A 21,722-nucleotide genomic window follows, 5' to 3' on the forward strand; every position below is an offset into this window, starting at 1 on the left:
GAATGGTGAAAGAGTTACTCAGGAAGTTATCCGACGCCCACGGCGTCTCGAGCAGCGAAGGAAACATCAGGGATATCGTCAGGGCCGAACTTGCAGGGGTGGTCGACGAGTTCCGCGAGGACACGATGGGGAACCTTGTCGCCGTGAAGCGCGGCGGCGATTTCTCCATCATGATTGCCGCCCACATGGACGAGATCGGGCTGATGGTGCAGTACATCGACGAGAAGGGGTTCATCCGGGTCGTCCCCATCGGGGGCTGGTACGGGCCGGTGCTCTACTGCCAGCGGGTGGTGCTGCACGGGAAGAACGGCCCGGTCCCGGGCGTCCTCGGCGCAAAGCCCCCCCACGTCATGAAAGAGGAGGAGCGCAAGAAAGAGATCAAGATCGAGAATCTGTTCGTCGACGTGGGCGCGACGAGCGAGGAGGAGGTGAAGAACCTCGGGATCGAGATCGGCACCCCGATCACCACCGACCGCGAGTTCACGGACCTTGCCGGCACCCGCGTCACGGGAAAGGCGCTCGATAACCGGGTCGGCGTCGCGATGCTCATCCGGGCCATGCAGCAGGCGGACTCCCCGCACACGATCTACGGCGTCTTCACCGTCCAGGAGGAGCTGGGGCTGAAGGGAGCAAAGGTGAGCGCCTACTCCTTAAACCCCGACTGCGCGATCGCGACCGACGTCACCATCCCCGGCGACCACCCGGGGATCGAGAAGAAGGACGCGAGCGTCGAGATGGGCAAGGGCCCGGTCCTGGTTCTCGTCAGCGCGAGCGGGCGCGGGTTGATGGCCGATCCGAGGATGACCGCGTGGCTCCGCGAGACCGCGGAGAAGAACGACATCCCCTGCCAGCTCGAGGTCGGCACCGGCGGCAACACCGACGCGACGATCATCCACCTGGAGCGGGGCGGTATCCCGAGCATCCCGCTCTCGATCGCCGCCCGCTACATCCACTCCCCGGTCGAGGTGGTCGATGCCGCCGACGTCGAGGCGGGGGTCCGGCTCCTCGTCGAGGCGCTGAAGAGCAAACCTGCGCTCTGAAGAACCCTCTTTTTTTGACCATTCCCCTGCAGAAAATGCTATACCGTCCCCCGTGCAGTGCGGGGTATGAGCGACGGATTCCTGCAGGAGATCCTTTTTGGCGACCCTGCTTTCCTGGTACGCGTCCTGATCGTCGGCGTATGCGCGTACGTGGCCCTTGTGATCATCGTTCGCCTCTCGGGGAAGCGGACGCTCTCGTCGATGAACGCCTTCGACTTCATCGTGAACGTGGCCGTCGGCTCGATCCTTGCCTCGACGATCGTCTCAAGAGACGTCTCGCTTGCGGAGGGGTTGCTCGCCCTTGGTATCCTGATCGTGCTGCAATACGTCGTCTCCTGGTCGTCCGTCAGGTCGGATGGGGTGCAGAAAGTCGTAAAGTCGGAGCCCCGCCTCCTCTTCCACGCGGGAGAGTTCCTGCACGGCGCGATGCGGCGGGAGCGGATTGCCGAGAGCGAGATCCGGCAGGCGCTACGGTCGGAGGGCGTCGCATCCCTCGAGGGCGTGCACGCAATCGTCCTCGAGACGAACGGGAACCTCTCGGTGCTGACGAAGGGCGGGGACGGTCCGGGAGTGCTCGTCGATGTGGCACGACCACGCCGGTGAGTCCGAAGGATTGGTGTGCCCGGGAGGCGGGGTCGTGACCGGGGTGCTTTTCGGTTTCATGGGTGCAGCATTTTTGGTGTTCTCAGGCCTTAACCGCCTTGGCCTGTGAACTGCTGCATCATGATGATGCACCTTCCGGTTGATCCCTCTCCCAGGCAAAACCCCCCGTAGCTCTCGAAGGTTATAGTTCTTGTCCGGCCATGAGCATAACAATTGTTCGGCGCCGATACACCCGCCGGCGCCCTGATCGCCTCATTCTTCGACGATGATGACCGCGACCGGGCACGAATCGGCGGCCTCCAGTGCGCAGTCGGCGAGGTCGTCGGGCACCTCGCCCTCCGCGGGGTTGCCGCCGACCCGGTACTTCTCCGTGATCGAGCTCAGGCCGTCGTTTGGATCCTCTTCAAAGACGTCCGGGCAGAGTGTCCAGCACGACTCGCAGCTGGTGCATCCCGGCCTGTCGATGGTAACTTTCACCACTCTCCATACCTCCTCTGGAGCTCCGGGAGGGTACTCTTCCATGTTAAACGTGACGGAGGCGGACGGTCTGTATGGTTTTCCGGCCGGACAAAGTATAACGCTTCCCGGGCCAGATGAGAGAAGAATCATGCAGAATACCGCCTGGATTACCCTGTTCTTTGCCGGGCTCCTGGAGACCGGCTGGGCGCTCGGCCTCAAGTATACCGAAGGGTTCACGAAGGTCTGGCCGTCGGTGGCGACCCTCGCCGTGATGGCCGGGAGCATCTACCTCCTCTCGCGGTCGCTCTCCGGCCTTCCGCTCGGGACAGCGTATGCCGTCTGGACGGGCATCGGGGCGGTCGGAACGGTCATTGCCGGTATCGTGATCTTCGGCGAATCAAGGAGCGTCGTCCGCCTCCTCTGCATCCTCCTGATTGTATCGGGGATCGTGGGGCTGCGGTTCTGTTCGGATGCGTGAGGGAGCCGGTGCCGGGGTGTATCCCCTCTATTACACATCCTGGGGGATTTGGGCGCTCATCTCGCCGTCCAGTGCATCGAGAAACGCGACGAGGAACGCGTGCCTCTCTTCGGCGATGCTCCGGGCGGTCGTTGTGTACATGCGGTCTCTCAGGTTCAGCAGTTTGTCATGGAAGTGGCCGGTTGCGTCCGCGATGCCCCCTCCGTGCTCTCCGGCCCGGATAAACGTCCTCGCGATCCCGATCGCGCCCATCGCGTCGAGGTTGTCCGCGTCGGAGAGCACCCGGGCCTCCGGGGTTTCGGGAGCGATACCCGAGGAGTACCGGTGCGCACGGATGGCGTGGACGATGCCCGGGATGCAATCCTCGGGGTAGCGGACGGAGCGGAGGTAGGACTCCGCCATCCGCGCTCCCTCTTCTTCGTGGGGGACGCCCGTCTCCTCCTCGAGGGGCCGGGCGATGTCGTGGAAGAGAGCGGCCGGGATGAGGATCGCCATATCCGCACCCTCGCGGGCGCCGATCGTCTTGCAGAGGCGCACGACCCTCTCCGTATGGTCGAACCCGTGCGCCCCCGATTCACGGAGCGCCGCCCTGACGTAATCGAGCATCGCGGCCATCTCTTCGTTCATGATACACGTCTGTTGTTCCGGGGTTGAATACGATTCCTTTTTGGTCGGCCGTTTCGGCGGTCGTGCCCTCATAGGGCAGGCCCTTCGAGTCCACGATATCAACCGCGTGGAGTTTATCTCCACGCAACCGCGGTCGCGAGTCCCGGCCGGGGGCATGGTGTCCCTGGCGGCATCCCCGTGCGCGAGTGCTACCCATATTGTTATAAATCATATTTAGTGGAATTTCCAGGCAAGAATCCAATTATTTATTAGAGTACAGGCGCAGGTTCTTCTTACCGCAGGGGGGCGGCCCCGGGGGAGCCATGTACGACGGTATCGTTCAGACAGTGACACTCGCTGCCGGCCTGCTCGGCGAGATGGTCCCGATGATGATCGCCGGGGTCTTCCTCGCCGAGGTGCTCGTCGCCCTGAATATCGCCGGTCGGATTGCTGCTCTCTCCCGTCCGCTCACCTCGTTCGCCTGCCTGCGGGAGGAGTGCGGCACCAGTTTCCTCATGGCCTTCGTCTCTCCTCCTGCTGCGAGCGCCATGCTGGTGGATTTCCACGAAAAGGAGATCATCAGCCGCAAGGAGCTGATCATCGCGGCCGTCATGAACTCGTTTCCGACGGTCGTCATGCACTGGCGCTACCTCCTCCCGGTCTACATCCCGCTCCTCGGCATCCCCGGCCTCATTTACTTCGTCCTGCTGATGCTCGTCGGCCTGCTAAAGACCGCGTTCATCATGGTCATCGGCCGAACCATCCTCACTCCCCCCCAATGCACCCCGGTCATAATGGCGGAGGAGCCGGTCGTCACGCTCCGGGAGGCGCTACGGACGGCGTGGACGTCCTCAAAAAAGACCCTCGTGCGCCTGCTCTCGATCACCGTCCCCACCATCGTCCTCGTCGCGTTCCTCATCAACGCCGGCGTCTTTGACCGACTTGCCGGGTTGATGCAGGGTGTGGGTGCGGTATTCCCCGTGCCGCCGGAGGGGTTCGCCATCATCGCGGCGCAGTTCGGCAGTTTCGTCGCGGGCGCGAGCGTCGCCTCCACCCTGCTCGCCGCGGGGGATATGACCTGGCAGCAGATCGTCCTCACGCTCCTCGTCGGCAATGTGCTTACGAGCGTGACGCGGAGCATCCGCTGGCTCGGCTCTTCTTACGTCGCCATTTTCGGGATGCGGACGGGAACGGAGATCATGCTCGTCTCGACGGTGCTCCGGAACGGGATCATGGTTCTGCTGGTCGCGGCGCTGGCTTACGGGTTCGGGTGGGGGTGAGGTGCGGCTTACCCGCCCTGCACCTCTCGCACCGCCCGTATCTCCGGTATCTCCATCCCGCCGAGCAGTTCGACGATAGCCTGCACGTAGGGCTCCTGACGGGTGCAGCTCGGGGATGCGCGGGGATCGCTGCGCTGCCCTCGCCGCCCCATCTTCGCGTGGCCGGTGGCGACGTAGTGCAGGAAGTCCTCCTTCGGGAGACCCCACCGGCAGTTGACCTGCAGCCGGACGAAATCCGGGTTTTTCGGGTTCGGGAAGAGCACTGCACGCGTCGGTGGAAGCGGAACCGGATCTCCGCCGTTTGACTCCGCAAGATCGAGGACCCGGCGCCACAGCCGGTCGCAGGCAGCCTCCGGGCATGTCCTGCAGCAGCGGTTCGACGGCGGCGTGCCGTCGCCAATGTAGCGGCGGCAGAAGTTCGTGTCCATGAGCGTTCATTACGTCTCTACGCTCCGCACTTAAACCAGGCGATCCCGACCCCTCCCAGACCCAAATAACAACACTCATGCTTCTTTCACCCCCAACCTCTCCTCAGGAGAGATCACCGGATGTCCCCCGCCGTTCTGTATCGCCAGTTGCCCGGAGAAGGTCTCGACGCGTTCATCGCGGAGTTCCGGAAAGCCGCCGCCCGCGACCCGTTCGGCACCGTCTTCATCGTCCCGACCTCTCACCTTGCCCGGGAGATCGTCCGCCGCCTCGGGGAAGAAGGTATCCCCATCGTCGCCGATGCGGTCACGACCCTTCCCGGGTTCGCCCGGAAGGTCTTTCTCGACTATGCGACGTCGGAGACGCTGATCTCCGGGGCCGAGTCCCGGTTCATCCTCGCCCGCATCCTCGCCTCCGGCCGGTATCCGCTTCTTTGCACCGGGGGAGTCGACGACCTCGCGACCCTCTTTGAAGTCATCCTCATGCGGAAGGTCGATTACCCGGCCGCCCTCGGCGATCTCGCGACCGCCAAAAGCATCGAGATCGCCCGCCTCTTCGATGCCTACCGCCGGTTCCTCGACGAGCACGACCTTGTCGACGAGAATACGCTCTTTGCCCGTACGGTTCGGCTGCTCGCCGATACGGGCTGGTTCCGGACGGTCTACATCTACGGTCTCTTCGGGCCGATGCCGCGGCCGGGCGGCAGCCATTATGCCCGCCCTCCCCGAACGGTCTTCGTTTATGGCCTCTTCGAGCCGATGCCGCTCGAACGCGACCTCCTTTTCTCTCTGCGTGAGTCTGCGGAAGAGTTTCACTACTCGATCCCTTACACCGGAAATCCGGCGGTCTTTTCCGACGACGGCGAATGGCTGCTCCCGGATGCGGTCATCTCCGGGGATGCGCCGGACACCCGCCGCTCACGCCTCGCCGCCCTCTTCTCCCGGTCCGAGCCCGTTGACTGCTGCGGGTTCGTCCGTCTCGCAGAGCGGCGTGACCGGGAGGGCGAGGTCCGGGCGATCGCGCAGGAGATCCGCGATCTGGTCGCCGCCGGCGTGCGGCCGGACGAGATCGCGGTCGCGTTCCCCGACTTCGCATCGGCGCTGCCTTACGTGGAGGAGGTCTTCCCCGACTTCGGGGTTCCGTACACCGCGTCCGATGGCCGGGCGCTCTCCGCATCGCCGCTTGTCCGGGCGCTGCTCGACGTCGCTATGGTTCCCGCCCGCGGTTACCGGCGGGAGGACGTCGTCGCTCTCGCGACCTCCCCCTACCTGCCGTTCACCGGCGGCTGCGAGCTCGACATCTTCTCCCGGGAGGCCCGGATAACCGCCGGGAATTGGGACGAACGGCTCGCCGCGCTCGCCCGCGCCGCCGGTGAGGAGCGAGAACGGCCGGACACCCCGGAATCGGCAAAGTCCCGGCTCGCCGAAAAGGTCGCCGCCATCGAGTCGGCACAGGAGACCGTCCGGGAACTCTTCGCCGATCTCTCGGCGCTCGAAGGGACGAAGACGCTTGCCGGCCATATCGCCGCCTACCGATCGGTCCTCGAGCGGTGGCAGGCTCCGGCCATGCCGGAGGACGGCGATCCCGATCTCCTCGAGGACGAAGCGCGGAATCTCGGGGGGTTCTCCGGCATCCTCGCGGCGCTCGAACGCCTCGCCCGGCTGCTGCCGGACGAGAAGATGCCCCTTGCGGAGTTCTCCTCCCTGCTCGCGCAGGTTGCCGCCGGCACCCGGACAGGCCGTCGACGGAGCAACGGCGGCGTCCGGGTGGTCGGCGTCCGGGAGGTCGCGCACCTCGCCGTACCCTACCTCTTCGTCGGCGGTCTCGTCGAGGGTACGATGCCGCGGCTGACCACCCGGCTCCCGTTCACCACCGACGCCGAGACCCGGCGCCTTGGAACCCGGTCGGGCGAGGATATCCTCCGGGAGGAGCGCTACTACTTCACCGCCGCCCTCCTCTCCGCCCGCTCCAGGGTCTACCTGAGTTACCCCGCGGCCGACGGGGCAACGCCGCTGGTGCGCTCCGGGTTCGTGGACGCCGTTCGCGAGGCGTTCTCCCCGGAGGCGTGGGGGAACGATGATTTCCCGGACTCCGGGCTCGCTGCAGCCCGGCGAGCCGGGGCCCTCCTCGCCCGGGGGGAGTTCCCCGTCGGGATGCCGTGCCCCATCCCCGTCCGCGAGGCCGTCCGCCGGCTCAACATCGAGAACTACCACCGGAAAGCCGGCTACGACTCTCCCTACGACGGCATGCTCGATGACGATCCGGCGATCCTCGCGGCGCTCGCTGAACGGTTCGGCGAGGGGGCGGTCTTCTCCCCGACGGCGCTCGAGACCTACGCCGACTGCCCGTTCCGGTTCTACCTGGAGCGGGTTCTCGGTCTTGCGCCGCTGCCCGAGGCAGATCCCGACCTGACGGCACAGGAGCGGGGGAGCCTCGTCCACCGGATCGCCTACCGGTTCTACTCCGGCTGGACGTGCGACGGCAACGGCCCGGTCACCGGGGCGTGCTACGCGGACGCCCTCCGACGGATCCTCGACGCCGGCCGGGAGGAGGCGGACCGGTTTACGTTCGAGACCCCGGCATGGGCCGCGGATAAAGAGCATCTTCTCGGGTCGCCTGCGGCGGGAAAGGGGGTGCTTGAGCGGTTCCTCCGGCACGAGGCCGAAGTCGCGGCCTCCCGCTTCGTCCCGCACGCCTTCGAGGTCTCGTTCGGCCTCCCGCTGGTGCCGGGGGAGGTCGACGCGGTATCGATACCCGACGCGGTCGCGATCCCGCTCGGCGAGGAGACCATTCGCCTGCGGGGCAGGGTCGACCGGGTCGACGTGCTGACCGATGGGCGGTTCATGATCACCGACTACAAGACCGGGTCGTCGCATCCCCGGCTCAGGGATATCGAGGCCGGGAGAGCGCTCCAGCTCCCCCTCTACCTCCTGGCGGTCGAGAGTCTGACCGGGATGGAGGGGGTCGCGGGCACCTACTACACCCTCCGGCGCGGAGAAGTCACGAACAAACCGGTCTTCTGGGACGCGGGGCTAAAGGACTGCTTCTCCTGCTTCCCCGGCTCGCAACGGAGCAGCGTCGAGGATGTCCGCGAGGTGGTGAAGACCACTCTCTTCTGGACGAAGCGCTACCTCGCCGGGATACGCGCCGGGCGCTTCCCGCCCCGGCCTGACGCCGGCCCCTGTCCGGGTTACTGCGGGTTCAAGACCGCCTGCCGGTTCGACGCCCTGCGGCTGCTCAACGCGGAGGTGATGCCCGATGGGACTGACTGAACGCCAGGCGCGGGCCGCGCTCGACCACTCGACGAGCAAGTGTGTCACCGCCGGTGCGGGGACGGGGAAGACGCACGTCCTGGTGCAGAAGTACCTCGGCCTGCTCGAATCCGGTGTCGGCGTCGGCAACATCCTCGCGCTCACCTTCACCGAGAAGGCGGCCGGCGAGATGAAGATCCGGGTCCGCCAGGCGATTGCGGAGAAGGAGGGCGAGCGGTGGGACGCGATCCGCGACGAGTTTCTGTGGGCGAAGATATCGACCTTCCACTCCTTCTGCGCCTCCGTTCTCCGGGAGTTCTCCATCGAGGCCGGCGTGGGGCCGTCTTTTTCCGTCCTCGACGAGCGGGAGGCGTTCCGGCTCCGTGAGGAGGCGATCGACGACCTCATCCACGGCGATCCGCCCGCGGAGTGCCGGGACGCGGTGATCGGCGCCCTCCGGGCGGTTGGGGCCCATGAACTGAAGAACTACCTCGAGGCGCTGTACTCGCGCCGCGGGACTGCGGAAGCGTTCTTTGCCGCCCTCGCGGAGAGCGAGGAGGGGGTGCTCGACGCCTGGCGGACGGCCCTGGAGCGGCACCGGGAGACGGCACTTGCGGCCTTCTTTGACCGTGCCGCCCCCTCTATCGAGACGCTTCGTGACCTTGCCGCCCGCTGCCCGGGCGAGCGCGACCCGGCCGGGGCCTACCTCCGGGCGGTCGAACCCTGCCTCGCCGGCGAGATCGCGGTCGCCGAACTTGCTGCGGTCCACGACAATTCGGGGTTCCGCAAGAACATGGGGCAGAAGAAGAACTGGGAGGGGGACGACCTCGACAACCTCCGGGCGGCCTACGGCGTCCTCAGGCAGTGCCTCACCGATCACGCGGGTGCCTGCTCGCTCACCCTTGATGCGGCCGACCCCTTCACCCGGGCGACGCTCGACTTCCTCCGCGATCTCGGGGTGGTCTTTAAGGCCTTCCTTGACTCGGTCGAGGCGGAGAAGCGGCGGATGAACGCCCTCGACTTCGACGACCTGGTGAACCGCACCCACCGGCTCTTTCGCGACCGGGGGGACATCGTCGAGACGCATTTTAGGAGCCGGTTCCGGTTTATCCTGGTCGACGAGTTCCAGGATACCGATCCCGTCCAGATCGCCATTATCCGCACCCTCCTCGGCGATTCCGCGAATCTGTTCGTCGTCGGCGACCCGAAACAGTCCATCTACCTCTTCCGGGAGGCCGACGTCACACAGTTTTCGCATACCCGCGATCTGATCGAGGGGGACCTTGGGGGGGAGACGGTCGCACTCGACGTCAACTTCCGGAGCACGCCCGAGGTCGTCGGGTTCACGAACGCCGTCTTTTCCGCCCTGATGGCGGAGGCCGGGCGGCCCTGGGAGTTCCTCTACGAATCGCTGCATGCGTTCCGCCGGGACGACGCCGGTTCGGTTGAACTCCTCCTCTGCCACAAGATCAGGGACCGGGCGGCCGGCCGCCGGGCCGAGGCGGAGATGGCGGCAAGAAAGATCCGCTCTCTCGTCGAGCGGGGAGAGAAGCGGATTTCCCGCGACGGGGAGGTCCGGTCGGCAGGCTACGGCGACGTCGCCGTCCTGCTCGAGCGGCGGACGAACCTCGCCTACTACGAGTGGGCGCTCGCCCGCTACGGCGTCCCCTACCACGTCCATGCCGGCCTCGGGTTCTACGACCGCCAGGAGGTCTACGACCTCTACAACATCCTCCGGTTCTTGGCGAACCACCTGGACGACGCGGCGCTCTACGGCGTGTTGCGCTCACCCTACTTCGGGTTCTCCGACGCCCGGCTCTTCCATATCGCCCGGTTGCCGGGGAATTCTCTCTGGGAGCGGCTGCAGGCCGCGGCGGAGCCTGCGGCGGCGACCCTCCGTGAGTGGCTCTCGCTCTCCCGCAGGCTCTCGCCCGCCCGCCTCCTCCGCCGGATCGTCGAGACCTCGGGGATCTTCGTCGTCTTCGGCGGGATGGCCGGGGGCGAGCAGGCCGCGGCGAACGTCGAGAAACTGATCGCCCTCGCGAGGGATGCCGAAGTCTCCACGCTCGCCGGTTTTGTCGCGGAACTCGGCCGCTCCATCGACGCCGGAGACCGGGAGGGGGATGCTCCTCTCGACCTCGCATCCGCAGACGCGGTCTCGATCATGACGGTGCACGCCGCGAAGGGGCTCGAGTTCCCGGTCGTCGTCGTCCCCGACCTTGCGGAGACGCCGCGGTCCGGCGGAGGCACCATCATGGTGGAGGAGGGGCTGCTGCTCGGGGTCTCGATACCGAACCCGGCAAACGATCACGAGCGCGAGGAGACGCCGGTCCTCCGGCTTCTCAAGGACGAATACCGGCAGAAGGAGGAGGCCGAGCGCAAACGGCTCTTCTATGTCGCGGTCACCCGGGCAGAGGATCACCTCATCCTCTGCGGGGAGGTGCCGGCCGCGATCCCGGAGAGCCTCGCGGACGCCAGGACCCGGATGGCCTGGCTCGCGCACTGTCTCGGGCTCTGCGACGAGGTCTACGCCCGGGGCGAAGCCGTCCTCGGGACGCTCCGCATCCCGATCACCCTCGACCCCGCGGCGATCCCGGTCGACGTGCAGAAGACCGCCCCGGTCTGCCTGCCGGTGCCCGACGACGTCCCCGCGGCGCCCGTCCCGGCGGGTATTCCTTCCAATGGGAAGAAGGAGCGGGTCTACTCGGCAAGCGAGCTTGAGGCGTACCTCCACGGCCCGGCGGAGTCCCGGTTGCCGGTGTTCGCCGCCGGGGAGGATGCGCTGACCCGCGGCCTCGTCGTCCACGAGGTCTTCCGCGGCCGCGATCCCGCCGCGGTGCTGCGGCGGTACGGGCTGGACCCTGCCGGGGCTGTGGAGTACCAGGAACTCTACGTCCGGTTCCTTGCATCGCCCCTGATGCGGGGGATCGTCCGCGACCACCGCGAGGTGCCGTTTTCGGCCCGGGTGAACGGGTTTGCGTTCAGGGGGGTCATCGACCGGCTGGTGCAGCGGCAAAACGGCACCTGGATGCTCATCGACTACAAGACCGGGACGCCGGGGGACGCCGGGGAGTATGCGATCCAGATGGCGGTCTATCATCGCGCCGCCGCCCAGATCCTCAGCGCTCCGGTCACGCCCTACCTCTATTTCGTCGATGCCGACCGCTGGGCGGAGATCGAGGTGGACGAGGATCTGGTCTTTGCCGAGATTTCCCGTGCGATCAGCGGGATCGAGGAAGAAGGTCTTTGACGGCGGGAACCGGTTCTTCGGATCTCCGATGCGTCCCGGATCCTCGCGTTCAGGAGTCGCCCGGTTCACGGGTATGCAACCGTACCCGGCGAGGTTGTCCGGGCGTCGTCGAAGGATGCCTGTCCGTCCTCTCCGGCGAAGCGCGGTCTCTCCCGGGAGAACATGGGTAAGACCGGGCGGAGAGACTTTTTCCGGGTTCTGCAGCAAGGATGTGGCGTAACCGTTACCCTGTCGCGCTTCGTCCGCGATACGCGACCGGTCGGTTCTCGCCGGTTATGTGAGGAGCGGCGCTTGCCGCACCGCGGCCTCGCCGCTCAGTCGTACAGCCCGATCGCCAGGTAGTCGTCGTCGGAGAGTTCGTCCCAGAGTTCGAGGACGACCGAGCCGTCGTCCAGGACGTCGCCGGGGATGACCCATTCGGAGTCGACTTCCCTGACTTCTTCAACCCCGTCCGGGGTTCTCACGAGCACGTTCATGGTAATCTTCTAGAGCGTCCGGTTATGCCCTCTTTCCGGCGTAGATGCGGCCGGGAAGGCGGTTCCCGGAGCGTTTTCCTTCCGCTCGTCTACCCTCCGGCGGGGCAGGCGAGTTCGCAGGCCCGGCAGTGGTCGATCCGTTTCCTCCCGGAGTTCTTGTCGGCGTTCATCCGCGCCAGGCACCGCTCCCGGCTGAACCTGCCGGTGCAAAAGGCGTCCATCGGGCAGGCGCGGATGCAGTACTCCTCGCAGCCGGCGCAGGGGTCTTCTCCCTCCGGTGATGGTTCTTCGGGGCAGTCCAGGTCCGCCCATACCGCCCGGAACCGGATCCGCGGCCCGTAGCCGGGGACGAGGACGAGGTTGTTTCTTCCCATCCTCCCGATCCCTGCCAGAGAGGCCGCGTCCTTGAGGTAGATCCCGCCGTCCTCGAGCCGGTAGGGGATGAGGCGGGCGCGGACTCCGTGCTCTTCCTGCAGCCAGCGGGCGAGGTCTTTACCGATCCTCGCGAGGATCCGGTCGCCGGGCGTCCCCCGGCCCGGCTCCCAGAGGTCGAGTTCGGGGTGCTCCGGGTCGTGGGAGAGGCCGAGGACGATGTAGGTGCCGCGGTCCTGCGAGCCCGGGCGTTTTTCCGCGACGGCCGAGGGGCAGTCGACGAGCCTCTTTGCCGGGACGGTGCCCGCTACGTCTGCGCCGAGTTCATGCGCCTTTCGGATGGCCGCCCTGATGATCTCGGGGTCGTCTGGCATAGTGGGGAGTGGGCGCGGGGGGTAAAGAAGGGAGCGGTCATCCGGGCTACAGGGGGCGCGCCACCCGTTCTACCCTGTCCGGGGGGTATGGTTGTGGGTCACCTCTTTATGCGATTGTTTCCAACGGGGGCTTGATCGCAATGACCCCAAGAATCCTTATTGCGTTTGACGGGTCCAGCACAGCCGGGCTGGCAGTAGCGCGAGCGGTTGAATGGTTCGCTGCCGATAGCGAGTTTCATGCGGTCTATGTCCACGGTACGGGCGAGACGATCCGGATCCCGGTGGCGATCCCCCCGCATGCCGCTACCAGAGGGCTTGACCCCGAGCCCGGGCTGGAGCGACGGATCGAGAAGCAGGAACGTGAGTTCATCGAGAAAAAGATCCGGGACCTGACGGATGAGCACGGGGTGCAGATCCGGCTGCACTGGCGCCGGGGTGACCCGCGGCACGAGATTGTCCAGGCCGCAACGGATGTGAGTGCCGATGTCGTCGTGATCGGTTCCCGCGGCCATGGAAAGATATCCCGGCTCCTCCTCGGGAGCGTCAGCTCCTTTGTTGTGGAGCATGCGCCGGTCTCGACGCTCGTTGTCCGGTGATCCGCCCGGACCCGGGAGTGGTGCCGGCACCTCTCCGGCCCCTGTCAATTGACCGCCAGCGGCACAGGCAGGGTCCCGGTCGAGGTCTTCATCTCCTTGATGCCGGAGAGTCCTACCCGGTTCGGGCGAGGATGGGTTCAGGATGCTCTTCTCCGCCGTCCTCTCCCCCGACGACGGCCCGGCAGGATACGAAGTGCCCCCGGAGTGAAGGGGCGGGGCACATAATTTTCAGCGCCTCTGCCCCCGGGCGAAGCCATTATTACTAATCCAGATTAGTACTAATCATGATTAGGGAGTTCATCGACCGCGAGACCGAGCGTGCCCTCCTCGAGGAGGAGTGGCGAAAGGACGGCGGCAGGCTGATCATCCTCTATGGGCGGCGCCGGATCGGCAAGACGCGGCTGGTCACCGAGTTCATCCGCGGGAAAGAAGGTATCCTCCACTTTGCCGAGGACACCGCACCGCAGATCCAGATCCGGCGGCTGCAGGAGGAGGTAGCCCGGTTCTTCTCTGACCCGCTCCTTGCAACACTCGAGATCACGACCTGGGACCAGCTTTTCACCTACCTCGCCCGGATACCGCTCGCCGAGCGCCGCTACCTCGTCATCGACGAGTTCACCTACCTGATCAAGAATGACCCGGCCGTCCTCTCCGCGCTCCAGAAAGCCTGGGATACCGCCCTTGCCGGATCGAACTGGTGTATTCTCCTCTCCGGGTCGATGCTTGGCCTGATGGCGGATAGTGCGCTCTCCTACACCTCACCTCTCTACGGGCGGCGGACCCGGGACATGCTTCTTGGTCCGCTCCAGTTCTGCGACGCACGAACGTTCCTCCCCTCGTTCTCCTTTCGGGATGCTCTCAAGGCCCACCTGACCATCGGGGGCATCCCCGAGTACCTCCTCAAGGCCGGGGATCACCCCGACTATGCCACGTTCGTCGAGCGGGAGTTCTTCAATAAGTATGGCTACTTTTACCGGGAGCCTTACTTCCTCCTCTCGCAGGAGTTTCGGGAACTCAAGACCTACCAGGCAATCCTCAATGCCATCGCCGTCGGCAATACGGCACCGGGCACCATCGCCCAGTTCTGCGGCATGGACGCCCGCCATCTCTACCCCTACCTCGAGGCGATGACGCGGCTCGGGATCATCGAGAAGGAACTGCCCCTCTTTGGCAGCCGGCGGCAGGGGCTGTACCGGATCAAGGACTGCATCTTCGACTTCTGGTACAACTTCGTCTTTTCGCACCGGCAGGCGATCGAGACGGAGAACCATTCGGTCGATGCCGTCGATATGAACCCCTACTTCGGCAAACAGTTCGAGGTCTTCGTGCGGAGCGAGTTCGCCAGAAAAGTCCTCCCGGAGTATACTACCGGGCGATGGTGGTACCGCGGCGAGGAGATCGATCTCGTCGCTGTCCGGGAGAGCGACGCTAGCATTGTCTTTGGGGAGTGCAAGTGGGGGAGCCTTACGGAGAGGGAGGCCCGCGGCGTGCTCACGCGCCTCTCTCAGAAAGCGGAGCATGTCCGGCACAATCGCTACACCAGCGAGCGCTTCTGCCTTGTCGCCGGAGATATCAAGGGGAAAGACCGGCTCCGCGAGGAGGGGTTCCTCGTCTACGACCTCGCGGATATCGAGGCGGCATGCACCGTCGGGTAGTTCCATCCGGGACCGGGCGCTCATTCTCTCTTCTCCTCCGCCTCCCGCCGGACGTTCCCTGTACCCGGCTGGACAAATTGTAAATTCCACTTACAATTTGTCCATATAAGTATGGCTCTGTGAGGGCGATGCGAACTACCTGCTTGAGCATGCCGGACGGGTGCCGAACGCGAACAACACCCTCCGGGACTTGAGACTGCATCCGCCGGGCCTAACATTAATACCGGTGGAGCGCCAAATTCACAACGCTGGAAAGCGATCGATACGGAGGAGTGGAAGATGGAGCCTGGGAGCCGGAGAACCGGGAAGGAGAACGTTGCGGAACCCGGGTCTTCCTACAGCCTCCCGCGGGATTCGACCGCTCCTTCTTCCGTCGGCCCGTCCGATATGCCGAACCCTGAAGAGCCCCGCCCCTCAGTGCAGGAAGACTTCAGGATGCTCATCGAGCGGCACAAAAAGACGCTCGACCTCCTTGCTGAATAATTCATCGACCTCTTTTTACAACCGCGTGCAGCCAGTCGAGAACGTCCTTTCGGGTCTTTTTGCCCCCGGAAACGTCCCGTACAACGGCATTGTTCTCCGCATCGGAGCTTGCGATGATGTACCGTTCCGGGTTCCTCTTCAGTATGAGAGCTGCGAGCAGAAACGCGATCCGCTTATTTCCCTGAACGGATGCCCTGTTGCAATACCATGGAGCATAAACGCGGCCCTCTCGAACGGGTCGGGAATATGGTTGCCGACGGCGATGACGAAGTCGAGGTTTCCGGGGTTGAGCAGCCGCCCTTCGAGACCCCGGTCTTCCTCGACGCCGCTTGCCCGGATGATCTCGACCTGGAAGCCGGTGACTTCCTCGACGGTGAACTCCTCCATACGCTCTCGCAACTCCCCGCCCGCTCTCCGGGCAGAATGCTGAAATGTTGGGGGTGATTGGGAAAAAAGTTGTTCATGAGGTGCTCGTGAATACGTGTCAGGGAATCTGAGATGAGACCCCTTCTCGATGGTTCCGGGAGGAGACCCCAGAACTTATATGAGCGGGAGCGTGTAGGCTGCATGACACCTGGAGGAGTTGAGAGTATGGAACAGAAAGAATTCTCGTGCCCGTTTCGGAAGGCGTTCGGCCCGGAGATGTGCGGGATGCACCGGCGGCTCCACGAGATGATTGCGGCGCCCGGGCAGCGGATGATCTCCGTGGTCCGGGGTGCGGGGATCCCGGTCGATATCCGGGACCTCGAGGATGAGGTCGCGGTCGTCGCCGACCTCCCGGGGGTGGCGAGCGGCGACGTCACGATACGGCTCACCGGCCCAATGGCGTTGCGGATCACCGTCCGACAGAGGGAGGAAGAACGGGAAGGCTACGCCGTCAGGGAGCGGCTGTCCGGCGAGATGACCCGGGTCGTGAACCTTCCCGCGGAGGTCACGGACGAGGGTGCGGCGGCCGCCCTCCGAAACGGCGTGCTGGCGGTGCGGCTGAGGAAGGTTTTAGAAGAGCAGGGGGTCGAGATCCCGGTTCGTGAAGGATAGGGTGGTGAGTTCTGGGGGAGGACCGGAGAGCAAACCGGGCGAATTGCGCAGGCACTGTCTGCGCGATTGATTGCCCGACGGGAACGGTTGCATTGGATTGACCGGAGAGTGTTCGGATTCGTCCAGCGAGGAAGATGCCACCCGTGACGTGGTCGAGGACCGGGCGGCCGGTCTCCCCGCACTTGCGCTGAACCGGGGGCCAGCCCCTCGTTCTATTGTTCCGGCGCCGGAGGAGGTTACGCTCGATTGACCGCTACGTAGATGGCTGAGGACCGCGAGCGGGGAACCGGGAACCCGTCCTCCTGGAGCCCCTCGATGTGGAGTTCGATCGCCTCGTGCATCCGCTCTTCCGCTTCCTCACGGGTCGTTCCGGTGGCCACGCACCGACGGCGAGGTCCGGGGAGTATGCCGAGTAGTTGCCGTCGGTCTGTTCGACGATGACAAGAAATCGATACATTATTCATCCCTCATTTTAAGTCCTGCCTGTTTGAGCACGCTGTTCAGCGTTCCCGGCGCAAGAACATCTGCCGGATGCCCGGCGATGGTGATACGGCCCACCTTGGACGGATGCTTATACTGCCGGTGACTGCCCCGGGTCGCCACCAGGTACCACCCGTCCGCTTCGATCATCTTTATGCAGTCTCTTTCATTCTTTCCCCGCCCATACCCGTTGATCCGGAACCCCGGACGCATCGTGCTGTTACCCTGTACGCATCACGGTCGGGGATTGTGATATCCCTTGTGCTCCTGGTTTCCCGATCAGTTCCCTCAGTACACCTCTTCGCCGGGATCGCACCCCGGCCCGGGGGTCCGCCACGTCCCCGGTGTAAATGTCGGGTGAGACCCGACCGGCATCGAGCTCCCGCACCGGCACGAGTAGCCAGCGGTAGGTCTTCTGGATCGTCCTTGCAACCGTCCTACGGGCCGTATCAAGGTTATTCTCCGGGAGATCGCTTCCGTTGATGGTTGCCCCTCTTCTCGCGTGCACTTTCGGGCCGCAGGCCGCAGGTATATAAAGAGCCGTCCCGATATTGCTGTAAAGGGGATGGATCGTCACCCCGGAACGTTCAGGAGGATGAAATATGAAAAGAACGTTTTTCCGATCCGATGGAATGGAACTTGAGATCCTCTATCCCCCATATTGTCAGGTATGCGGTAATCCCATCCCTGACTGTTTTGCAGATACTTTCCCCTACTGTGCGGCATGCAGAAACAGGCCGGATAGAGACGACCCTCCCGTCCGTGTCCGGGCGTTCGGAAAATACCTTTTTGAGGAAGAATTTCCTGATGACGTTCTCAGCAGCGAGATCCGGAGGCTGAAGACGGACGAAACCCTTGTCCCGCAGCTCCTGGAATGTCTCTTCTATGCGATCGATCACCAGTACCCGGACTTCCGGGAGTTTGATATTGTCGTTCCGGTTATGCGGGGTACAGGCTCCGGAGGCTACAGTCCCCCGGCGCTCCTGGCAGAAGGCGTCGCATCCCGCTATGGGATGCGATATCTGGACGCCCTGTATAAGAGTAAAGTATATCGCCCAATGCATAGCATCTCTGATCACCTCGAAAAGGAGAAGGAGATCGCAGGGAATGTTGGATGTCGGTACCGGTTCAATGGCGAGTCGGTTCTCCTGATCGACGATACCTGCATCACCGGGGCGACAAAGCGGGAGTGCGCCGCGGTGTTGCGGGCGCATGGTGCAGGTGAGGTCTGGTCGCTTGTCCTCGGGAGGATGGTCAACCGAAAACACCTGGAAATTCTCGGGAGTTACAATGGATAATCTTTCTATCAGGGAGATTGCCTTTCTTGCCGCCCTCAACGACAATCAGGCCCTGAAGCGGCAGGGGTACGCCGAATACTTCCGTGACCCGGCGGTTCTCCGCGACCTCTACGCTGATACCTTCGAGCCGGGTGCGAAGCCCCGTCGGGCCTATCCCGGCCCGCTCATCGCACGGGCGGAGGAGATCCGGGAGAAAGGTCTTCTTGCGTTCTATATCGATACGCTTACGGGCTACAGGCAGAAAGGCGTCCGGATTCTGCCGGTCTTTGATGCCGGATACCCGGGGAGGCTTCTGGGGATTCGGGATCCCCCTTTTCTCCTCTACCAGGTGGGCCGCGAGGAGACCCTCGCAAAGCCGGCGGTTGCCGTCGTCGGCACGAGAACGATCTCCCGGGCGGGTATCGAGAGAGCCCGGGAGACGGTGGATCTTCTGGTTCGCCTCGGTTACGTGGTCGTGAGCGGGCTTGCTCTCGGGACGGATGCCTGCGCTCATACGGCCGCGATCGACTGCGGAGGCGAGACGGTGGCGGTCCTGCCGGGCGACGTCACGGTTGTTGTTCCGGGGGAAAACCGGACTCTTGCCGCGAGCATCGCCGGTTCGGGTTCGCTGCTCGGTGAAATCACACACCTTGCGGGGATGCACAAAGGCAGGTTCCTTGAGAGGAACCGCATCACGAGCGGCCTCTCCGACGGTGTGGTCGTCATCGAGACCGGCAAATCCGGGGGTTCCGTCCGGCAGGCGGAGACGGCGTTCCGGCAGGGACGACCGGTCTACGTTCTGGAGCCTGACTGTTCGGACGCAAAGGCCGTAGCCGGGTATCAGCACCTTGTCTCGTGCGGGGCGATCCCGGTCGAATCCCCCGGCGGCCTCTCCCCGCACTTTGCGAGGATGCAGCACCCGCCCTCACGAGTGACGACGCTCGCGGATTTCTGGTGATGGGTTCTACAATCTTTTTCTTCTTTCAATACACCCGCTTCTCCGGGACTGCTCCCCGCACCCCGCCCCGGGGGTCTTCGACGTCGCCGGCATACCGCGGGATGACGTGGACGTGCAGGTGCATCACCGTCTGGCCGGCGGCCTCGCTGACGTTCACGCCGACGTTGTAGCCGTCGGGACGGAACCGGTCGTCGAGGAGGGTTTTCGCCTCCCGGACGAGGGCGAGGAGGGCGGCGTGTTCCGCATCGGTCGCGTCGAAGAAGTCCGCGACGTGGCGGAAGGGGATGAGGAGGAGGTGGTCGGGGCGATTTGGTCGAAGCCGAACTCCGAACATTTGGTCGAGAGCTCCGAACATTTGGTCGAGAGCTCCGAACATTTGGTCGAGAGCTCCGAACATTTGGTCACAAGCTTCGAACATTTGCCGGGGAACTTCGAACATTTGCCGGGGAACTTCGAACATCTGGATATTGCACGAGATTGCGGAACCGGTCAGATCTCTGCAGAAAGCGCCCGGAGAACTTGTTGGGGTGACGATCCTCTGCCTCTGTGAGGTGGGTTCCTGACCCTTGATGAACTGGTAGCCCTCCTCCGGGTTTATATCCCCGGTCGCCCGATGGAGGAGAACGGCATCCGCCGATCCGAAAGAGATAATGCCCCCTGGATGGTAAATCATCATAGAGTTGTCCGATGCACCCTCTCATCTGTGAGAAGATCTCCGAGATTGCCCGCGTCGCTCGACGCCGCCGTGTAAGGAGGCTTGGGATCTTCGGCTCGGCGACGAGCGACCGGTTCGACCCTGCAGCAAGCGACATCGATTTTGTCGTCGAGTTCGAACCGATGACTCCAGCGGAGCATGCAGAGGCTTATTTTGGTCTCGCAGAAGATCTGGCCCGGCTCTTTTGCCGCAAGATCGATCTCGTCGAGCGATCGGCGATCAGAAACCCGATCTTCCGTGAGTCCGTGGAAGAAACCTGCAAAGATGTCTATGCCGTCGCGTGAAGCACAGAAGTATCTCTACGATATTGCCGGGGCCGCCGACTATATCGCGCAGTTCACCGCCGGAAGATCCTTTGAGGAGTATCGTACCGATCCCATGCTGAGGTCTGCTGTCGAGCGGCAGTTCGAGATCATCGTCTGCCAGCAAGCGCTCGAAGTCATCTTCCCCAAGGAACGTACCATTCTCCATCCGCTTTTTATCAAGTACATATCCTTTAATGGCAAATTCCGTTAACACCCGAGTCGCCCACTGACGGAACTGGGTGGCTCTTCGGGAATTGACGCGATACCCAACCGAGATTATGGCATCAAGGTTGTAGTAGTCAAGAGTCCGTGAAACTTCACGATCACCCTCGATTTGAACTGTTAGATATTTTCTAATAGTTGCATCACGGGTCAACTCGCCGCTTTCGTAGATGTTTTTCAGGTGTACGTTTATTGTCGGAACAGTCACATCGAAGAGCGCCGCCATCATCTTCTGGCTTAACCAGATGGTTTCGTCCTCGTACCTGACCTCGATTGAGTCTTCACCGGCGGCCGAGGTAAATAGCAAAAATTCAACCGTGCTGTTCCGTATCAGTTTCTTTTCATCTCCGCTCATAGTTCCACCCCTGCTCGTACGATATTGTGGAGACCCTGCCGATCGCCGGGCTTTCTCTTCTGTGATCCCCGGATCTTCTATGGCGGTTCATGATGCACTCCTCGTTCATATCCGTCAGGAGAAACGCCTTCTCCTAACGGCCCGGGCGCCACCCGAGGGGGGATGGCTATTCGAAGCCGGGACGATCTGCTCAAAGGACTGCCGCCCTGTTCCACGACCTCCCGCCAGACCGCAGGAGGGATGAATACCTCTGAGAAACGACGAAGCAGGTTGATACGGCCGATCAGCGAGAGGTGGATGAGCGGCGAAGAATTGCTAACTGCGAGCGGCATAGGCGATGTCCCGGTCGAGGTCCTCGTCGGCGTAATGCCGGGGGATCTTCCGTGCCCCGAGCAGTTCCTCCCACTCCCACCGGGTCATCTCCGCCAGCGCCGCCGCCTTCCCGGAGGAGAGGATGCCCCGCTGGTAGAGCGCCACGGCAAGCTCCCGCTGCAACTCGGCGGCAACGGTGTCGGGAGGGAGCCGAAGCGCCTGTACGATATCCTGGGGGACGGTGATGGTAACATCGGTCATAGCCGCTTCACCTGATAGATAATGGATGGGAGGGAGAACCGATAAATTTGGTGGTGAGCGAGGGGCGGAGAGATCCTTCCCGGTCGATGGCGTATTGTCGGATGTATCCAATCCTGTGATAGTGAAGATAACCACAACATCGATATTGACCCTACTATGATTGATCCTTATGGATCGCGAGAGGTATTTTCATTACCCGATAAAATGTCCTCATTGCGGTGAATGCAATATCGGTGGGGGACTTTTCTGTGGTGGATGCGGAAACCTTATCCACATACCACGAATTCTGACGTACCTTGAAAAATTCATCGAATTTAAGGCTCCACAAGCAGTTCATAAATCCGAAAACATCGAGAGCATCTTTGCCTGCGAGTTCGAACGACAACCCTTTGGTTATCGCTATACGGCCATGCACCGTGTGGGAACCGGCGATCTCGCTATCAGGTTTTG

25 protein-coding genes are annotated in these 21,722 nt (G+C 63.5%); 14 read left to right on the forward strand and 11 right to left on the reverse strand.

Annotated elements, in window-relative coordinates; translation table 11 throughout:
* Positions 1–2: 2 nt before the first annotated feature.
* Entirely contained in the window at positions 3–1,040 is a 1,038-nt protein-coding gene (locus tag EI28_RS05905; protein WP_048113457.1) for a M42 family metallopeptidase, read from the forward strand.
* A gap of 66 nt (positions 1,041–1,106) precedes the next feature.
* Positions 1,107–1,643 (forward strand): DUF421 domain-containing protein, encoded by a 537-nt coding sequence (locus tag EI28_RS05910; RefSeq protein ID WP_048113459.1) that lies wholly within the window; start codon positions 1,107–1,109, stop codon positions 1,641–1,643.
* A 252-nt stretch (positions 1,644–1,895) separates the two neighbouring features.
* Here the strand turns inward: EI28_RS05910 and EI28_RS05915 are convergent, their stop codons facing one another.
* Entirely contained in the window at positions 1,896–2,123 is a 228-nt protein-coding gene (locus tag EI28_RS05915; RefSeq protein WP_082223094.1) for a ferredoxin, read from the reverse strand.
* A 127-nt stretch (positions 2,124–2,250) separates the two neighbouring features.
* On the opposite strand from EI28_RS05915, the gene EI28_RS05920 reads away from it, so the two are divergent.
* Positions 2,251–2,580, forward strand: coding sequence for a multidrug efflux SMR transporter (locus EI28_RS05920; protein ID WP_048113463.1), 330 nt, complete (start codon positions 2,251–2,253; stop codon positions 2,578–2,580).
* 30 nt (positions 2,581–2,610) lie between these two features.
* Here the strand turns inward: EI28_RS05920 and EI28_RS05925 are convergent, their stop codons facing one another.
* Entirely contained in the window at positions 2,611–3,207 is a 597-nt protein-coding gene (locus EI28_RS05925; RefSeq protein WP_048113465.1) for an HD domain-containing protein, read from the reverse strand.
* Between the two features lie 302 nt (positions 3,208–3,509).
* On the opposite strand from EI28_RS05925, the gene EI28_RS05930 reads away from it, so the two are divergent.
* Positions 3,510–4,466 (forward strand): nucleoside recognition protein, encoded by a 957-nt coding sequence (locus tag EI28_RS05930; RefSeq protein ID WP_048113467.1) that lies wholly within the window; start codon positions 3,510–3,512, stop codon positions 4,464–4,466.
* A gap of 8 nt (positions 4,467–4,474) precedes the next feature.
* On the opposite strand, the gene EI28_RS05935 is transcribed toward EI28_RS05930, so the two are convergent.
* On the reverse strand, positions 4,475–4,894 hold the full coding sequence (locus EI28_RS05935; protein ID WP_048113469.1) for a hypothetical protein: 420 nt from the start codon (positions 4,892–4,894) through the stop codon (positions 4,475–4,477).
* A gap of 120 nt (positions 4,895–5,014) precedes the next feature.
* On the opposite strand from EI28_RS05935, the gene EI28_RS05940 reads away from it, so the two are divergent.
* Both EI28_RS05940 and EI28_RS05945 read left to right on the forward strand, forming a co-directional pair.
* Positions 5,015–8,164, forward strand: a complete 3,150-nt coding sequence (locus EI28_RS05940) for a PD-(D/E)XK nuclease family protein (protein ID WP_048113471.1) — start codon at positions 5,015–5,017, stop codon at positions 8,162–8,164.
* Positions 8,151–11,393, forward strand: a complete 3,243-nt coding sequence (locus EI28_RS05945) for an exodeoxyribonuclease V subunit beta (RefSeq protein WP_048113473.1) — start codon at positions 8,151–8,153, stop codon at positions 11,391–11,393. Before EI28_RS05940 ends, EI28_RS05945 begins: the two co-directional genes overlap by 14 nt.
* Before the next feature lie 314 nt (positions 11,394–11,707).
* Here the strand turns inward: EI28_RS05945 and EI28_RS14390 are convergent, their stop codons facing one another.
* Both EI28_RS14390 and EI28_RS05950 read right to left on the reverse strand, forming a co-directional pair.
* Positions 11,708–11,869: a hypothetical protein gene (locus tag EI28_RS14390; protein WP_169746321.1), complete on the reverse strand. Its 162-nt coding sequence runs from the start codon at positions 11,867–11,869 to the stop codon at positions 11,708–11,710.
* A gap of 89 nt (positions 11,870–11,958) precedes the next feature.
* Complete coding sequence (locus EI28_RS05950) at positions 11,959–12,615, reverse strand: hypothetical protein (protein ID WP_048113475.1); 657 nt, start codon at positions 12,613–12,615, stop codon at positions 11,959–11,961.
* 140 nt (positions 12,616–12,755) lie between these two features.
* Between EI28_RS05950 and EI28_RS05955 the strand changes: the two genes are divergently transcribed.
* From EI28_RS05955 to EI28_RS05965, 3 genes are all read left to right on the forward strand, one after another.
* Positions 12,756–13,211, forward strand: a complete 456-nt coding sequence (locus EI28_RS05955; RefSeq protein WP_048113477.1) for a universal stress protein — start codon at positions 12,756–12,758, stop codon at positions 13,209–13,211.
* A gap of 284 nt (positions 13,212–13,495) precedes the next feature.
* Positions 13,496–14,866: an ATP-binding protein gene (locus tag EI28_RS05960; RefSeq protein WP_048113479.1), complete on the forward strand. Its 1,371-nt coding sequence runs from the start codon at positions 13,496–13,498 to the stop codon at positions 14,864–14,866.
* 279 nt (positions 14,867–15,145) lie between these two features.
* On the forward strand, positions 15,146–15,349 hold the full coding sequence (locus EI28_RS05965; protein ID WP_048113481.1) for a hypothetical protein: 204 nt from the start codon (positions 15,146–15,148) through the stop codon (positions 15,347–15,349).
* Positions 15,350–15,487: 138 nt separating this feature from the next.
* Here the strand turns inward: EI28_RS05965 and EI28_RS05970 are convergent, their stop codons facing one another.
* Positions 15,488–15,736 carry a hypothetical protein gene (locus EI28_RS05970; RefSeq protein ID WP_048113483.1) on the reverse strand — a complete coding sequence of 83 codons (249 nt, stop codon included), beginning with the start codon at positions 15,734–15,736 and terminating at the stop codon, positions 15,488–15,490.
* Positions 15,737–15,940: 204 nt separating this feature from the next.
* Here EI28_RS05970 and EI28_RS05975 point away from each other — a divergent pair, with 204 nt between their 5' ends.
* Complete coding sequence (locus tag EI28_RS05975; protein ID WP_048113485.1) at positions 15,941–16,387, forward strand: Hsp20/alpha crystallin family protein; 447 nt, start codon at positions 15,941–15,943, stop codon at positions 16,385–16,387.
* Between the two features lie 236 nt (positions 16,388–16,623).
* On the opposite strand, the gene EI28_RS05980 is transcribed toward EI28_RS05975, so the two are convergent.
* Both EI28_RS05980 and EI28_RS05985 read right to left on the reverse strand, forming a co-directional pair.
* Positions 16,624–16,767: a type II toxin-antitoxin system HicB family antitoxin gene (locus EI28_RS05980; protein WP_369792257.1), complete on the reverse strand. Its 144-nt coding sequence runs from the start codon at positions 16,765–16,767 to the stop codon at positions 16,624–16,626.
* A gap of 76 nt (positions 16,768–16,843) precedes the next feature.
* The gene (locus tag EI28_RS05985; protein WP_048113487.1) at positions 16,844–17,080 is read right to left on the reverse strand and encodes a type II toxin-antitoxin system HicA family toxin; all 237 of its coding nucleotides are present in this window, start codon (positions 17,078–17,080) and stop codon (positions 16,844–16,846) included.
* Positions 17,081–17,499: 419 nt separating this feature from the next.
* Between EI28_RS05985 and EI28_RS05990 the strand changes: the two genes are divergently transcribed.
* Both EI28_RS05990 and EI28_RS05995 read left to right on the forward strand, forming a co-directional pair.
* A complete protein-coding gene (locus tag EI28_RS05990) occupies positions 17,500–18,165 on the forward strand; it encodes a ComF family protein (protein ID WP_048113504.1) in 666 nt (221 codons plus the stop codon).
* Positions 18,158–19,102, forward strand: a complete 945-nt coding sequence (locus EI28_RS05995; RefSeq protein WP_011844329.1) for a DNA-processing protein DprA — start codon at positions 18,158–18,160, stop codon at positions 19,100–19,102. The genes EI28_RS05990 and EI28_RS05995 overlap by 8 nt, the downstream gene beginning before the upstream one ends.
* A 25-nt stretch (positions 19,103–19,127) precedes the next feature.
* Here the strand turns inward: EI28_RS05995 and EI28_RS06000 are convergent, their stop codons facing one another.
* Complete coding sequence (locus EI28_RS06000) at positions 19,128–19,436, reverse strand: HIT family protein (RefSeq protein WP_231476616.1); 309 nt, start codon at positions 19,434–19,436, stop codon at positions 19,128–19,130.
* 353 nt (positions 19,437–19,789) lie between these two features.
* Here EI28_RS06000 and EI28_RS06005 point away from each other — a divergent pair, with 353 nt between their 5' ends.
* A complete protein-coding gene (locus tag EI28_RS06005) occupies positions 19,790–20,101 on the forward strand; it encodes a nucleotidyltransferase family protein (protein WP_048113489.1) in 312 nt (103 codons plus the stop codon).
* Here the strand turns inward: EI28_RS06005 and EI28_RS13420 are convergent.
* Both EI28_RS13420 and EI28_RS06015 read right to left on the reverse strand, forming a co-directional pair.
* Positions 20,037–20,699 carry a virulence RhuM family protein gene (locus EI28_RS13420; protein WP_231476617.1) on the reverse strand — a complete coding sequence of 221 codons (663 nt, stop codon included), beginning with the start codon at positions 20,697–20,699 and terminating at the stop codon, positions 20,037–20,039. The genes EI28_RS06005 and EI28_RS13420 overlap by 65 nt on opposite strands.
* A gap of 315 nt (positions 20,700–21,014) precedes the next feature.
* The gene (locus EI28_RS06015) at positions 21,015–21,272 is read right to left on the reverse strand and encodes a UPF0175 family protein (protein ID WP_048113493.1); all 258 of its coding nucleotides are present in this window, start codon (positions 21,270–21,272) and stop codon (positions 21,015–21,017) included.
* Between the two features lie 169 nt (positions 21,273–21,441).
* Between EI28_RS06015 and EI28_RS14775 the strand changes: the two genes are divergently transcribed.
* On the forward strand, positions 21,442–21,722 hold a 281-nt coding region (locus EI28_RS14775), incomplete at its 3' end, for a hypothetical protein (protein WP_231476618.1).

Origin of the sequence: Methanoculleus sp. MH98A (assembly GCF_000691865.1) — an archaeon.
In the GTDB taxonomy this organism is placed as follows: Archaea; Halobacteriota; Methanomicrobia; order Methanomicrobiales; family Methanoculleaceae; genus Methanoculleus.

Bases quoted from the DNA above. Each gene is read 5' to 3' on its own strand.
- EI28_RS05965 (WP_048113481.1), top strand. From the start codon at position 15,146: ATGGAGCCTGGGAGCCGGAGAACCGGGAAGGAGAACGTTGCGGAACCC.
- EI28_RS06015 (WP_048113493.1), bottom strand. From the start codon at position 21,272: ATGACCGATGTTACCATCACCGTCCCCCAGGATATCGTACAGGCGCTT.
- EI28_RS05910 (WP_048113459.1), top strand. From the start codon at position 1,107: ATGAGCGACGGATTCCTGCAGGAGATCCTTTTTGGCGACCCTGCTTTC.
- EI28_RS05940 (WP_048113471.1), top strand. From the start codon at position 5,015: ATGTCCCCCGCCGTTCTGTATCGCCAGTTGCCCGGAGAAGGTCTCGAC.
- EI28_RS05960 (WP_048113479.1), top strand. From the start codon at position 13,496: ATGATTAGGGAGTTCATCGACCGCGAGACCGAGCGTGCCCTCCTCGAG.
- EI28_RS05995 (WP_011844329.1), top strand. From the start codon at position 18,158: ATGGATAATCTTTCTATCAGGGAGATTGCCTTTCTTGCCGCCCTCAAC.
- EI28_RS05930 (WP_048113467.1), top strand. From the start codon at position 3,510: ATGTACGACGGTATCGTTCAGACAGTGACACTCGCTGCCGGCCTGCTC.
- EI28_RS05925 (WP_048113465.1), bottom strand. From the start codon at position 3,207: ATGAACGAAGAGATGGCCGCGATGCTCGATTACGTCAGGGCGGCGCTC.
- EI28_RS05905 (WP_048113457.1), top strand. From the start codon at position 3: ATGGTGAAAGAGTTACTCAGGAAGTTATCCGACGCCCACGGCGTCTCG.
- EI28_RS05950 (WP_048113475.1), bottom strand. From the start codon at position 12,615: ATGCCAGACGACCCCGAGATCATCAGGGCGGCCATCCGAAAGGCGCAT.
- EI28_RS05955 (WP_048113477.1), top strand. From the start codon at position 12,756: ATGACCCCAAGAATCCTTATTGCGTTTGACGGGTCCAGCACAGCCGGG.
- EI28_RS13420 (WP_231476617.1), bottom strand. From the start codon at position 20,699: ATGAGCGGAGATGAAAAGAAACTGATACGGAACAGCACGGTTGAATTT.
- EI28_RS05985 (WP_048113487.1), bottom strand. From the start codon at position 17,080: ATGCGTCCGGGGTTCCGGATCAACGGGTATGGGCGGGGAAAGAATGAA.
- EI28_RS06000 (WP_231476616.1), bottom strand. From the start codon at position 19,436: ATGTTCGGAGTTCGGCTTCGACCAAATCGCCCCGACCACCTCCTCCTC.
- EI28_RS14390 (WP_169746321.1), bottom strand. From the start codon at position 11,869: ATGAACGTGCTCGTGAGAACCCCGGACGGGGTTGAAGAAGTCAGGGAA.
- EI28_RS05935 (WP_048113469.1), bottom strand. From the start codon at position 4,894: ATGGACACGAACTTCTGCCGCCGCTACATTGGCGACGGCACGCCGCCG.
- EI28_RS05975 (WP_048113485.1), top strand. From the start codon at position 15,941: ATGGAACAGAAAGAATTCTCGTGCCCGTTTCGGAAGGCGTTCGGCCCG.
- EI28_RS05990 (WP_048113504.1), top strand. From the start codon at position 17,500: ATGGAACTTGAGATCCTCTATCCCCCATATTGTCAGGTATGCGGTAAT.
- EI28_RS05945 (WP_048113473.1), top strand. From the start codon at position 8,151: ATGGGACTGACTGAACGCCAGGCGCGGGCCGCGCTCGACCACTCGACG.
- EI28_RS05970 (WP_048113483.1), bottom strand. From the start codon at position 15,736: ATGGAGGAGTTCACCGTCGAGGAAGTCACCGGCTTCCAGGTCGAGATC.
- EI28_RS05920 (WP_048113463.1), top strand. From the start codon at position 2,251: ATGCAGAATACCGCCTGGATTACCCTGTTCTTTGCCGGGCTCCTGGAG.
- EI28_RS06005 (WP_048113489.1), top strand. From the start codon at position 19,790: ATGCACCCTCTCATCTGTGAGAAGATCTCCGAGATTGCCCGCGTCGCT.